Genomic DNA, 11,001 nt, shown 5'->3' with positions numbered 1-11,001 from the left:
GTATCGCCTGACCAGAACAATGAACGCAAAGACCGTATTGCGCGAACGTCGGGATGAATAGCGGCATGGAGACTGCCACCATAAAAAATGCCCTGCATACGTCACCGATGTCTGTCTCGATGGGTAGAAACATGCGATTGATTTACGTATTTCCGTTGCTGCTTTCTTTGCTGGCAGGATGCGAACGAAGCCCGCTGGAAAAGCTGGTGTTCGAGCACGCCAGAGAACAGGCGAAGATTAACGCCGCTAATTTTGAGCGCAATAAAGAAGCGCGCGAGCGGCAGCAACTCGCGCTGCGCAGGAAGTTTGATGCCGATGAACCGGATGCGGAGACAGGTTCGCCTTGACGGCATCACCATTGATCATGTGAAGCGATGCCGCGAGGCGGTATAGCTGCGACGGTTGAAGAAGTGGCGACGATAGGTACAGCAACTTCGCCACGATCAGTGAAGATGAGAAATCTGCTTGTAGCGGTACTCGTCTTGTTCCTTCAACTTCTGATCTTCGTAGTCGAGCAGTTTCAGATGTTTGTCGACGCTCAGGCAAGCCCAGACGAGCAGCACGTCGAGAAGAATAATGCCGATGTTTGTGAAACTGATTCCGTAAGTCATACAGCCCCCTTTTCCAATCACATTGAGTAAATTCCTCTGTTGCTGATTACAGCATACTCATTAGGTTGAAATTTCCAATCAGGGAATTCCTGATTTCTGCGAGGTAATTTGCCGGCGGAAAAGTTTACTTTCCACCGTGCAAACAAGGACTGCCGCTATTCGACTAATACTAAGGCGAGCGCTGAGTGATGAGAGGACGAAATGCCGGTGCTAAAGATGCGGCAGATGTGGGAAGTGTGAGGGATGTCAGGTGCAACCGCTGTCGTTGTTGTTATTGTTGTTGCCAGGCTCGTCACCTTCTTCGCCCAGTTCACGCAGTCGCACATTGAGGCGACCAATCAACTGCGCCAGTTGTTTTTTCTCCGCCGGATCCAGGACTTCAAACAGCTGGTCGGTGAAACGCTTGCGTATCGGCTCCGTTAACTGCACCACCTCGACACCCGCCGCCGTCAGCGAAATGTGCTTGACCCGGCGATCAGTCACGTCCGCCACGCGCTCTACCAGGCCATCTTTTTCCATCGCATCCACCGCTTCGGTGATCGTGCGCGGCGCAAAACCGAAGGCCTCGACCAGATCGGTAGAGCGTACCTTTCCCTGACGATGTATAAAAATCATCATTTTTGTTTTTGCGAACGAAGCGCCCTGGGCTGCCATCAAACGGTTCAGCGTGCGTTGCGAGGTCAGGTAAAAATCGCGCAAGGCTTCGCCGGCTTCGACGTTTTCAGAGGCAAGTGTAAAGCTGTTGGACATATTTTTCTCTATTGGCATATTATATGGTACCTCCACTAATTTGAGGCGCCAACGATTTCAACTCCGGTGCCGATAGTTTCAGATAGTTTCATACCGACCAGGACAGAACAAGCATGAGCGCAGCGGATACTCCTACCCCAGCAGCCCCTACCCCGGAAAAGCCCAAAAAACGCATGAGCCCACGCGCCAGATTGATCTTGCGCAGCGTTGCCACTGTCGCCGTGATCGCGGTCGCGGTGTGGTTCTTTTACCATGAAACGCGTGGCAAATATATCGAGAGTACGGACGACGCCTACATCCATGCCGACAACGTGACGGTCTCGCCCAAGGTCTCCGGCTACGTGGAACAAGTCTACGTCGCTGAAAATCAGGACGTGAAAGCCGGTCAGCCGCTGGTGCGCATCGACCCGCGCGATTATGCCGCGCAAAGCGCGCAGTTCAAGGCGCAGATCGACGCCGCAACGGCCAGCGAAGAATCTGCCAAGGCATCCCTGCAGGAGCAGAAGAGCGCCATCGCCCAGGCCCAGGCGCAACTGGCCTCGGCCGAAGAAGATGCGCGCTTCGCCGCCAGCGAAGTTGACCGCTATACGCCGTTGGCAGCCACCGGTGCAGAAACACGCGAGAAACTGAACTCGCTGCGCAATCAGGCAGCCTTGTCGCGCGCCACCGTGGCGGCACGGCGCGCCGCACTGGAAGCTGCGCAACTGCGCGTGAACTCGATGCAGGCGCAGATCCGCCAGGCGCACGCACAAGGTGAAAACGCCCAGGCGCAATTCGACGCCGCCAACGTCAATCTGGCATCGACTGAAATCAAGGCCAGCACCGATGGCCGTATCGGCGACAAGTCGGTGCGCGTGGGTCAGTTCGTCTCGGCCGGCACGCGCATGATGTCGGTGGTGCCAACGGCATTCTATGTGGTCGCAAACTTCAAGGAAACGCAGATTGGCCTGATGCGCATCGGCCAGCCTGCAACAGTGGAAATCGACGCACTGCCGGGTCAGGAACTGCAGGCGCATGTGGAAAGTATTTCTCCAGGCACAGGAGCACAGTTCTCGCTGTTACCGCCGCAAAACGCAACCGGCAATTTCACCAAGATCGTCCAACGCGTACCGGTGCGCATCGCCGTGGATGTCGGCCCGGAAACACGTCGTCTGTTCGTCGCCGGTTTGTCCGTGACCGCCAAGGTCAACACCATTAATGCTAAAGACGCCAAGGACAGTGAAGGGAAACACCTTTGAGCACGCGTCAAGCGCAACATCAGCAGCCTGCGCGTGCTGACGCCGCAGCGTGGCTGGCGGTCGCCGCCGGTACGCTCGGCGCGCTGATGGCAACACTCGACATCTCCATCGTCAACTCGTCGCTGCCGACTATTCAGGGTGAAATCGGCGCCAGCGGCACCGAAGGCACATGGATCGCGACCGCCTATCTGGTCGCCGAAATTATCATCATCCCTCTTTCAGGATGGCTGGAAAAATTGCTCGGCCTGCGCACGCTGTTGTTGCTGGCCGCCAGCTTGTTCACCGGCTTCTCGATCCTGTGCGGCTTCGCCAACAGTTTGCCGATGATGATCATCGGCCGCGTCGGGCAGGGCTTCACCGGCGGTGCGCTGATCCCTACCGCGATGACCATCATCGCCACGCGTCTGCCGCGCTGGCAGCAGCCGGTCGGCAATGCGATGTTCGGCGCCACCGCGATCCTCGGCCCCGTGCTGGGGCCGGTGCTCGGCGGCTGGCTGACCGAAAACGTCAGTTGGCATTACTCCTTCTTCATCAATGTCCCGGTCGGTGCGGCACTGATCACACTGTTGCTGGTGGCGATGCCGTATGAAAAACCGAAGTTCGATCTGCTGCGTGAAGCCGACTGGTTCGGCATTCTCGGGATGGCGCTCGGACTGGGCGGCCTGACTGTGGTGCTGGAAGAAGGCGAGCGTGAACAATGGTTTGCTTCCACCGATATTCGCTGGCTGGCATTGGTTTCGGTGATCGGTTTCATCCTGCTGGCGATCGGACAACTACGCGCACGCCACCCGGTCATCCAGCTGCGGCTCTTGCGCGACCGCCAATTCGGTTCGGTGGTGGCGATGGCGATGGTGGTCGGTGTTGCCTTGTACGGCACATCGTATGTGATCCCGCAATTCCTTTCCGGTATCGCCGATTACAACTCGCTGCAGTCCGGCCAGATCGTGCTGTTGTCCGGCGTGCCGATGATCATGCTGATGCCCTTCACGCCGATGCTGATGCGACGTATGGATATCCGCCTGGCGGTCGGTGCCGGCTTGCTGATGCTGGCCTTCAGCGCCTTCATCGAAACCGATCTGAGCCCGCTGTCGACGGGAGGATCTTTCATCGCGTCGCAATTGCTGCGCGGTCTCGGCACCGTGCTGGCCATGATCTTTCTCAATCAGGCGGCGATTCGTTCGGTACCGGCGTCGCAGGCGGGCGATGCAGCAGGCTTGTATAGCGCTGCGCGCAATCTCGGCGGCTCGCTGGCGCTGGCCGGCATTGCGGTGATTCAGGATCAACGCATCTGGTTGCACAGCCGTCGTCTGGAAGAGAGCCTGTCGGCCAACTCCGATCTCGTTCAATCTTTCATGAGCGCACAAAGCGCCTCACTCGGCGGACAAGCCACCGCACTGCAAGCCCTTGGCGCGACGATCCAGGTGCAGGCACTGACGATGACTTACGCCGATCTGTTCTGGTTGCTCGGCGTCGGCATCCTATGCGTGACGCCGCTCGTTTTTTTCCTGCGTCCGCTGCCGACCAACGCGCCTCCGGTCACGACTCACTGATGAATACCATGCTCCCTACTTCTACCTTCGTTCCACGGTTGATCCCACGATTGATTTCCATCGCTGCGGCTGCGCTGCTGTCGGCCTGCACGCTCGGTCCCGACTATGCCGGCCCGCCGGATGTCGCGCCGCACGCCACGCAAAACGGTCATTTCCTCCGTGGCGGCGACGCCGTGCAGACTCAAGCCTCGCAGCTTAACAACTGGTGGGAAGGCCTGTCGGATCCGCTACTCAATGAACTGGTGCAACGCGCACTTGTCGCCAACCCTAACCTGAATGTTGCCAAGGCGAGACTGCAGCAATCGCGGGCTGCGCTGAATCTGGAAAAAGCCAATGCCATGCCGACCGCCAGCGGTTCGGCACTGTATGCCCATGCGAAGCTGCCGCCGTTGTCGAGCGGTGGCTCATCGACCACCTTGAATCTGTACAACCTTGGATTCGACGCGTCATGGGAAGCCGATATCTTTGGTGCGAACAAGCGCAGCATTCAAGCTGCACGCGCCACATCTGAGGCGGCAGAAGCCTCGCTGGCCGACGTCCAGGTCAGCCTCGCCGCCGAAGTCGCCAACGCCTATATCAGCCTGCGCGATCGCCAGCAACGCATCGCACTCGGCGACCAATCGATTGCTGCGCAGGAAAAAATGATTGCGCTTGCGCGCCAACGTCTCGAGCGCGGTACGGCGTCGAACCTCGATATCCTGCGTCTGCAAAATCAACTGGAAGGAACGCGTGCCGATCTCACGCCGCTAAGCGCAGAAATGGAATCGTATCTGAATCAGCTGGCAACACTCGTGGGTGAAGAACCCGGCGCGCTGGATGACAAATTGAATGCCGCAGCACCCTTGCCGTTGCCGCCGGCCGCTGTCGCCGTGGGTGATCCGACCGAGCTGCTGCGGCATCGTCCCGATATCCGTGCAGCCGAACGCACCCTCGCCGCCGATACCGCAAAGATCGGCCAGGCCGAAGCCGCGCGTTACCCCAGCCTGAAATTGTTCGGCGTGATCGGACTCGGCGGCACGCATGCTTCCGACCTGACTAACCTCGATGATTTCGCGACTATTCTGGCGCCGATGCTGAGTTGGAATTTTCTCGACTTTGGCCGCAATGCTGCGCGCGTGACCCAGTCGGAAGAAGTGCGCAATGAAGCGGAAATGAAATATCGCCAGACCGTACTGGAGGCATTGAGAGATGCGGAAGATTCGCTGTCTCGATTCCGTCATGGCCGCATCACCGTAGCAACGCTGGCGCGCAACAAGGTGTCGGCAGATCAGGCTTTGGATCTGGCGCAGCAACGCTATCGTGCAGGCACGACGACCTTCATTGATGTGCTCGACACCACGCGCCAGCAACTCAGCGCACAGCAAAACCTGCTGCAAGCCGAAGCCAATCTGACACGCAGCTTTGTCGCCATTCAGAAAGCACTAGGACTGGGCTGGAACAGCTAAGATCTAAGGCTTCATCGTGGCAGCGACGTTCAGAACTGTTCCCATGATGCGTCGCTGTTCTGCGCAATCGCTGCAGGCTTGATTGCAGACCTGGCGACCGGTTTGCTTGCAGGCGGCACTGCCAGCTTGGGAGTGACAGGAGTGATATCGACGGTCGTCTTTTGATGCGTCAACTTCGGTGCAGCACTCGATTCAGCGCCAAGCTTGAAGATGCCGACCACTTCCAACAAGGTCCCGGCCTGATGCTGCATCGATTGCGCCGCCGCTGCGGCTTCTTCCACCAGCGCCGCATTCTTTTGCGTCACTTCATCCATCTGCGTAATGGCGAGGTTGATCTGCTCGATGCCGTCGCTTTGCTCTTCGCTGGCTGAGCTGATTTCCCCGACGATGTCGGTGACGCGTTTGACGCTGTTGACGACGTCGGTCATGGTGGTGCCGGCCTGCTCGACCAGTCGGCTGCCGGCATCAACCTGCGCCACCGAGCTGTCGATCAGCGCCTTGATTTCCTTGGCTGCTGCAGCGGAACGTTGCGCCAGCCCGCGCACTTCGGAAGCAACCACTGCAAAACCGCGTCCTTGTTCGCCTGCACGCGCTGCTTCCACGGCGGCATTCAACGCCAGGATGTTGGTCTGAAATGCGATGCCATCGATCACGCTGATGATGTCGACGATCTTCTTCGAGGACTCGTGGATCGTGCCCATGGTTTCCACCACCTTACCGACCACGTTGCCGCCGGCGATCGCCACCTCGGATGCGGAGGCAGCCAGCTGATTGGCCTGACGTGCGTTATCGGCATTCTGCTTCACAGTCGAAGTCAGTTGTTCCATTGCCGACGCGGTCTCTTCCAGCGAACTGGCTTGTTGTTCGGTACGCGTCGACAGATCCAGATTTCCCATGGCGATCTGATTGGAAGCGGTGGCAATGGTGTCGGTACCGGTACGGACATGGCCGACAATTTCCGCCAGGCGGTTACGCATCACCCGGATGGATGCCATCAGGCTGGTCTGGTCGCCCTGACGCAACGTAATCGACGTCGCCAGATTGCCGTTGGCGATATCGCTTGCCACCGCCATCGCATAGTCGGGCTCGCCACCGAGCTGGCGAATGATGCTGCGTGTAATCAACCATGCCGCAATCAGACTCAGAAAGAATGCCGCAGCACTGACGGCAAACAGCAAGGCCGTCGTATAGTGATAGGTCTCCTGGCTGTCGGTCACGGTTCCATCCATGGCCGCATGCTGGAAGTCGGATAGCTGCCTGAGCGCAGCAAACATCGCCGTCTGCTTGGTGCGCATGGCACCAAACAGCAAGGCCCGTGCTTCATCTGCATTTCCTTTTTCCAGCAAGCCGAGCAAATTCTGTTGTTCGGCATAGTATTCGTCACCAGTCTTTTGCAACGCAGTCGTCAAGCCCGCACCTTGCGTGCTGGTGATCAGGCCGGCCAGCTTCTTCAAGGTGGCATCGTTTTCTTCACGTGCCTTCTTGATGCGCACCAGCTCCTGCGAATTCATCTCGACACTGTTGGACAGCGCCACGTTTCTCACCGCACGCGCGATCACATTGACGTTGTTGGAAATCGAATCGATCAGGAGATGTTTTGCATAACGGTCATGCACTAGAAAGTTGATGTTCTCGTTCAGTAGTGCCAGACGCGTGAAACTGAAGATCGCAATACCCAGCAGCATTATCAGGATCAGGCCGAATCCGAGATACAGACGGCTGGCGACTTTTAATTTGGACAAATTCATGACGCAGTTCTCCTGAAGGGACATACAAGGACGTGATGCTTTCGGGCCTGCCTGTTTCAGAGAATTCTACTGCCAGAACGGCAATAGCTGTGCGGGCATTTGAAACCTGCTGTCGGCAAACGACACTCCGCACGCGAGGTACGCAAGAGGACGTTGGGTAGAAATGATGTCTCTATAACAAGCTGCGATAGAATCTCGGCATGACCGATACCCCCGACATCCGCCACGCCCAATTCCCCGCAGACCGAGACGCAGTCATCGATATCTTCCGCGAATACATCGGCAGCGTGAGCGTCGATCTTGGCTTCCAGGATTACGAAACTGAATTTACTGCACTACCGGGCAAATATGCAGCACCCGACGGCCGGCTGCTGCTCGCCTGGCACGGCAACCGCGCAGTTGCCTGCGTGGCCTTACGTAAAGTCGATGCGCAGATTTGCGAGATGAAACGTGTCTATGTACGACCCGAAGCACGCGGCGAACAACTCGGTCGCCGTCTGGTGGAGCGCATCCTGCAGGAAGCGCGTGAGGCCGGCTATGTGCACATCTGTCTGGACGTATTGCCGGAGTTTGCTGCCGCGCAGCACATCTACGCCTCGTTCGGTTTTACCGAAACAACGCCGTTCACCTTCAATCCGGTGCCGGGGACGAAATTTCTCGGCCGGGATCTCTAGCCTTATCCGTTCCTGAGTCGCTCTACTGCAGCGGCATATTCTTCCGCCAGCAAGCCGATGATCTCCGCCGTATTGCCCGCACGAATCAACGGTGCCCCCTGCCCCGCCCAGAATGCGGCGAACTCGTGGCTGCCACGCTGGCTGGCGAGCGCGTGCAATTGCTTGCCGGCATCGTAAGCGATCGGATAATCGCTGGGCGCTGGTGCACTGGCGGCGCCGACTTCGTTCATGATCCGATTTGCAATGCCGCGCGCCCCCCTGCCGGAAATCGCGCGCGTGACTTTCGTGTGTTCGGCCCGGCTGCTGGTGAGGCTTTGCCGGTACTGCGGACTGGCGTTGGATTCTTGTGTCAGCAAAAAGGCCGTTCCCATTTGCACCGCGTCGGCACCAAGCATGCGCGCGGCGGCAATGCCCTGACCGTCCATGATGCCGCCCGCGGCAATCACCGGCAGTGAAGTCTGATGCGCTATCGCCCGCACCAGCGCAAAGGTGCCTATGGCTTCATCCTCTGCGCTGCCGTCAAAGACACCGCGATGTCCGCCAGCCTCGTAACCTTGCGCGACGATGGCATCGACACCCGCAGCTTCCACCGCGCGTGCTTCGCTCAATGTCGTTGCATTCGCCATGAGAAACACGCCGGCCTTCTTGAGCGCTTCAATCACCGATGCATCAGGTAAGCCGAAGTGAAAACTGACGGCCGCAGGCGGCGCATCAAGCAACAGTTGCTGCATGTCATTGTCGGTGACGAAGCTTTGATAGATTTCTCGCAACGGCAATTTCAGCATGCCACCGAACTCATTGAAGTAAGGTTTCAGATGGTCGGCCCAGGCCTGATCGCGTGCCGCATCAGCCTGCGCCGGACGATGCGCGAAGAAATTGACATTGAAGGGACGTGAAGTCAGGCTGCGCGTTTCCGCCAGCAACTCTTTTGCCTGAGCGGCGTTACTGGCGCCAAGCGCCAACGAACCGAGCGCACCGGCATTGGATGCCGCCGCTGCCATGCGTGGTGTTGATACACCTGCCATGGGCGCCTGGATGATGGGATGGCTCAAACCCAGTCGGGTTGCGATGACGCTGTTCATTGATCCTCCGGTTTGCTGTGATGCATTCATCTGCACTTCACTATGTCACTGCCCCGTCGCCTTGCGACTCGCCCACAGATTGGCGGCAGCCCCGCACAACAACATGCCGCTCGTCAAAAAGAATACCGAGCGCATGCCAACCAGTCCGCCCATCGCACCGCCGGCCAACGGACCAAGTACCTGCCCGGCATATTGCGAGGATTGCGAATAGCCCAGTACTTTCCCCAGCGCACTCTCCGGTACGGATTGGCGGATCTGCCTGGCGATCGAAGGCAGCAATCCGGCCAGCGCCGCTCCCAGCAGGAATCGCAAAATCGCCAGCTGCCACCACGCCGACACAAATGCCTGTGGAATCATCAACAAAGCGGCAGCCGTCAGACAATACACGATAACGCGCCAGCCACCAATGCGGTCGGCAAGCCGTCCCACCGGGGCTGCCATGATGATGCGACCCAGCGCCGATGCGGCCATCACGATGCCGGCATCCAGTACAACATGACTGCGGTCGACGTGAATAGTCTGCAAATAAACGGTGATGATCGGTTCGATCGACATGCTGGCAAACAGCACCAGGATGGCGGTCGCAAACGTGGTGCCGACGATCAGGCGCAGATGCTCTTTTTCCGCCAACGCCGGTGCCTTGTGGTGGCGTGGACGTGGTTCGGCTCTCTTATTGCTTCCGCTTGCTTACTGAGCGGTTTCGAAGATCAGCTCCAGCTCAAGCGGCGCACCCAATGGCAGCGACACCACGCCAAGCGCTCTGCGCGTCGACGTCTTGTCCTTGCCAAACACCGCCTCCAGCAGTTCCGACGCGCCGTCCGCTACCAGCGGATGCGAACGGAAGTCCGGTTCGGACACAATGCTGACCGCAAGCCGCACAACACGGCTCACCTTGTCCAGCGAGCCGAGTTCGTCACGCACTACCGCGAGTGCGTTCAGACAGGCAGTGAAGGCGGCGTCGCGCCCGGCTTCCAGATCCAGCTCGACACCGACACGGCCAACGTGCCGCGGCTTGCCATCCACCACCGGCAGAATGCCGCTGAGGAAAAGCAGGTTGCCGCTCTGCACCGCCTCGACGTAAGCGCCCAGAGGCAGGGGCGCTGCCGGCAACACGATGCCGAAATCCTTCAGGCGTTGCTCTGCGCCGCCCGCCGACACACCACGCGCGATTACCATTTGCCCGAGTGTGCGCCGCCATCGACGTGCAACACTTCTCCGGTCACATTCCGTGCCTCAGTCAGATAAACCACCGCGTCGGCGATATCCTGCACGTCAGAAATCACGCCCATTGGCGACAAGGTCTTCAGGAAATCCTTTGGATTCTTCTCATGCAGAGGCGTGTCGACGATACCGGGTGCGACCAGGTTGAAACGGATGCCGTCCTTGGCGTATTCCAGCGCCAAATTGGTCGATAGCGAATTGATGCCGCCCTTGGTGATCATCGGCACCGATGCCGTCACGCCGGCAATCGGATGCTCCAGCAACGAGGTGGTGATGCCGACCACGCTGCCGCCGGTGCCTTGCTTGAGAAATTGGCGTACGACGTGCTGGGTGATGTAGAGATAGCCTTGCAGATTGGTCGATACGAAGGCCCGGAAGTCCTCTTCCGTGTAATCGATAAAAGGCTTGGTGTAGAAGATGCCGGCGTTGTTGACCAGCGCATCGATGCGATCGAATTTTTCCAGTGCGGCGGCAACCACCAGCGCCGCCGTTTTTTCCAGGCCGATGTCGCCATCAACCAGCACCAGATTGGCGGAAGCCGTAAAGCTGCCGCGCTGTGCGATGCTGCGCGAAGTGGCGACCACGTTGTAGCCGCGGTCGAGGAAGTTTTGCACCAGGCCGGCGCCGATGCCTTGCGATGCGCCGGTGATGATGATGGTTTTATTCATGCTCATGGTAATGC

General features: G+C 58.5%; 12 protein-coding genes. 5 read left to right on the top strand and 7 right to left on the bottom strand.

The window, feature by feature from the left end:
- Positions 1-65: 65 nt before the first annotated feature.
- The gene (locus tag PQR63_RS08325) at positions 66-347 is read left to right on the top strand and encodes a hypothetical protein (protein ID WP_408167281.1); all 282 of its coding nucleotides are present in this window, start codon (positions 66-68) and stop codon (positions 345-347) included.
- A 96-nt stretch (positions 348-443) separates the two neighbouring features.
- On the opposite strand, the gene PQR63_RS08320 is transcribed toward PQR63_RS08325, so the two are convergent.
- Together PQR63_RS08320 and PQR63_RS08315 are read right to left on the bottom strand one after the other, a co-directional pair.
- A complete protein-coding gene (locus tag PQR63_RS08320; protein WP_408167279.1) occupies positions 444-611 on the bottom strand; it encodes a hypothetical protein in 168 nt (55 codons plus the stop codon).
- 246 nt (positions 612-857) lie between these two features.
- Complete coding sequence (locus PQR63_RS08315; RefSeq protein ID WP_408167277.1) at positions 858-1,361, bottom strand: MarR family winged helix-turn-helix transcriptional regulator; 504 nt, start codon at positions 1,359-1,361, stop codon at positions 858-860.
- Between the two features lie 113 nt (positions 1,362-1,474).
- On the opposite strand from PQR63_RS08315, the gene PQR63_RS08310 reads away from it, so the two are divergent.
- The 3 genes from PQR63_RS08310 to PQR63_RS08300 are packed head-to-tail and all read left to right on the top strand — an operon-like array spanning position 1,475 to position 5,594.
- Positions 1,475-2,599 carry an HlyD family secretion protein gene (locus PQR63_RS08310; protein WP_408167275.1) on the top strand — a complete coding sequence of 375 codons (1,125 nt, stop codon included), beginning with the start codon at positions 1,475-1,477 and terminating at the stop codon, positions 2,597-2,599.
- A complete protein-coding gene (locus PQR63_RS08305; protein ID WP_408167274.1) occupies positions 2,596-4,149 on the top strand; it encodes an MDR family MFS transporter in 1,554 nt (517 codons plus the stop codon). The genes PQR63_RS08310 and PQR63_RS08305 overlap by 4 nt, the downstream gene beginning before the upstream one ends.
- Positions 4,149-5,594 carry an efflux transporter outer membrane subunit gene (locus PQR63_RS08300; protein ID WP_408167272.1) on the top strand — a complete coding sequence of 482 codons (1,446 nt, stop codon included), beginning with the start codon at positions 4,149-4,151 and terminating at the stop codon, positions 5,592-5,594. The genes PQR63_RS08305 and PQR63_RS08300 overlap by 1 nt, the downstream gene beginning before the upstream one ends.
- A gap of 29 nt (positions 5,595-5,623) precedes the next feature.
- Here PQR63_RS08300 and PQR63_RS08295 read toward each other — a convergent pair whose 3' ends face one another.
- Positions 5,624-7,342, bottom strand: coding sequence for a methyl-accepting chemotaxis protein (locus PQR63_RS08295; RefSeq protein ID WP_408167270.1), 1,719 nt, complete (start codon positions 7,340-7,342; stop codon positions 5,624-5,626).
- Positions 7,343-7,542: 200 nt separating this feature from the next.
- Between PQR63_RS08295 and PQR63_RS08290 the strand changes: the two genes are divergently transcribed.
- On the top strand, positions 7,543-8,016 hold the full coding sequence (locus PQR63_RS08290; RefSeq protein WP_408167268.1) for a GNAT family N-acetyltransferase: 474 nt from the start codon (positions 7,543-7,545) through the stop codon (positions 8,014-8,016).
- A 2-nt stretch (positions 8,017-8,018) separates the two neighbouring features.
- Here PQR63_RS08290 and PQR63_RS08285 read toward each other — a convergent pair whose 3' ends face one another.
- The 4 genes from PQR63_RS08285 to PQR63_RS08270 are packed head-to-tail and all read right to left on the bottom strand — an operon-like array spanning position 8,019 to position 10,993.
- Complete coding sequence (locus tag PQR63_RS08285; RefSeq protein ID WP_408167266.1) at positions 8,019-9,098, bottom strand: NAD(P)H-dependent flavin oxidoreductase; 1,080 nt, start codon at positions 9,096-9,098, stop codon at positions 8,019-8,021.
- Positions 9,099-9,143: 45 nt separating this feature from the next.
- Positions 9,144-9,728 carry an MFS transporter gene (locus PQR63_RS08280; RefSeq protein WP_408167264.1) on the bottom strand — a complete coding sequence of 195 codons (585 nt, stop codon included), beginning with the start codon at positions 9,726-9,728 and terminating at the stop codon, positions 9,144-9,146.
- Between the two features lie 57 nt (positions 9,729-9,785).
- Positions 9,786-10,274 (bottom strand): RidA family protein, encoded by a 489-nt coding sequence (locus PQR63_RS08275; protein WP_408167262.1) that lies wholly within the window; start codon positions 10,272-10,274, stop codon positions 9,786-9,788.
- A complete protein-coding gene (locus tag PQR63_RS08270) occupies positions 10,268-10,993 on the bottom strand; it encodes an SDR family NAD(P)-dependent oxidoreductase (protein ID WP_408167260.1) in 726 nt (241 codons plus the stop codon). The genes PQR63_RS08275 and PQR63_RS08270 overlap by 7 nt, the downstream gene beginning before the upstream one ends.
- Positions 10,994-11,001 lie beyond the last annotated feature (8 nt).

Origin of the sequence: Herbaspirillum rhizosphaerae (assembly GCF_046025915.1) — a bacterium.
GTDB lineage: Bacteria > Pseudomonadota > Gammaproteobacteria > Burkholderiales > Burkholderiaceae_D > Herbaspirillum > Herbaspirillum rhizosphaerae_A.
This window is presented reverse-complemented; position numbering and strand designations above follow the sequence as displayed.

Excerpts from the sequence above, each read along its gene's own strand:
- PQR63_RS08290 (WP_408167268.1), top strand. The coding sequence starts at position 7,543 with ATGACCGATACCCCCGACATCCGCCACGCCCAATTCCCCGCAGACCGA.
- PQR63_RS08285 (WP_408167266.1), bottom strand. The coding sequence starts at position 9,098 with ATGAACAGCGTCATCGCAACCCGACTGGGTTTGAGCCATCCCATCATC.
- PQR63_RS08320 (WP_408167279.1), bottom strand. The coding sequence starts at position 611 with ATGACTTACGGAATCAGTTTCACAAACATCGGCATTATTCTTCTCGAC.
- PQR63_RS08295 (WP_408167270.1), bottom strand. The coding sequence starts at position 7,342 with ATGAATTTGTCCAAATTAAAAGTCGCCAGCCGTCTGTATCTCGGATTC.
- PQR63_RS08275 (WP_408167262.1), bottom strand. The coding sequence starts at position 10,274 with ATGGTAATCGCGCGTGGTGTGTCGGCGGGCGGCGCAGAGCAACGCCTG.
- PQR63_RS08310 (WP_408167275.1), top strand. The coding sequence starts at position 1,475 with ATGAGCGCAGCGGATACTCCTACCCCAGCAGCCCCTACCCCGGAAAAG.
- PQR63_RS08325 (WP_408167281.1), top strand. The coding sequence starts at position 66 with ATGGAGACTGCCACCATAAAAAATGCCCTGCATACGTCACCGATGTCT.
- PQR63_RS08270 (WP_408167260.1), bottom strand. The coding sequence starts at position 10,993 with ATGAGCATGAATAAAACCATCATCATCACCGGCGCATCGCAAGGCATC.
- PQR63_RS08315 (WP_408167277.1), bottom strand. The coding sequence starts at position 1,361 with ATGTCCAACAGCTTTACACTTGCCTCTGAAAACGTCGAAGCCGGCGAA.
- PQR63_RS08300 (WP_408167272.1), top strand. The coding sequence starts at position 4,149 with ATGAATACCATGCTCCCTACTTCTACCTTCGTTCCACGGTTGATCCCA.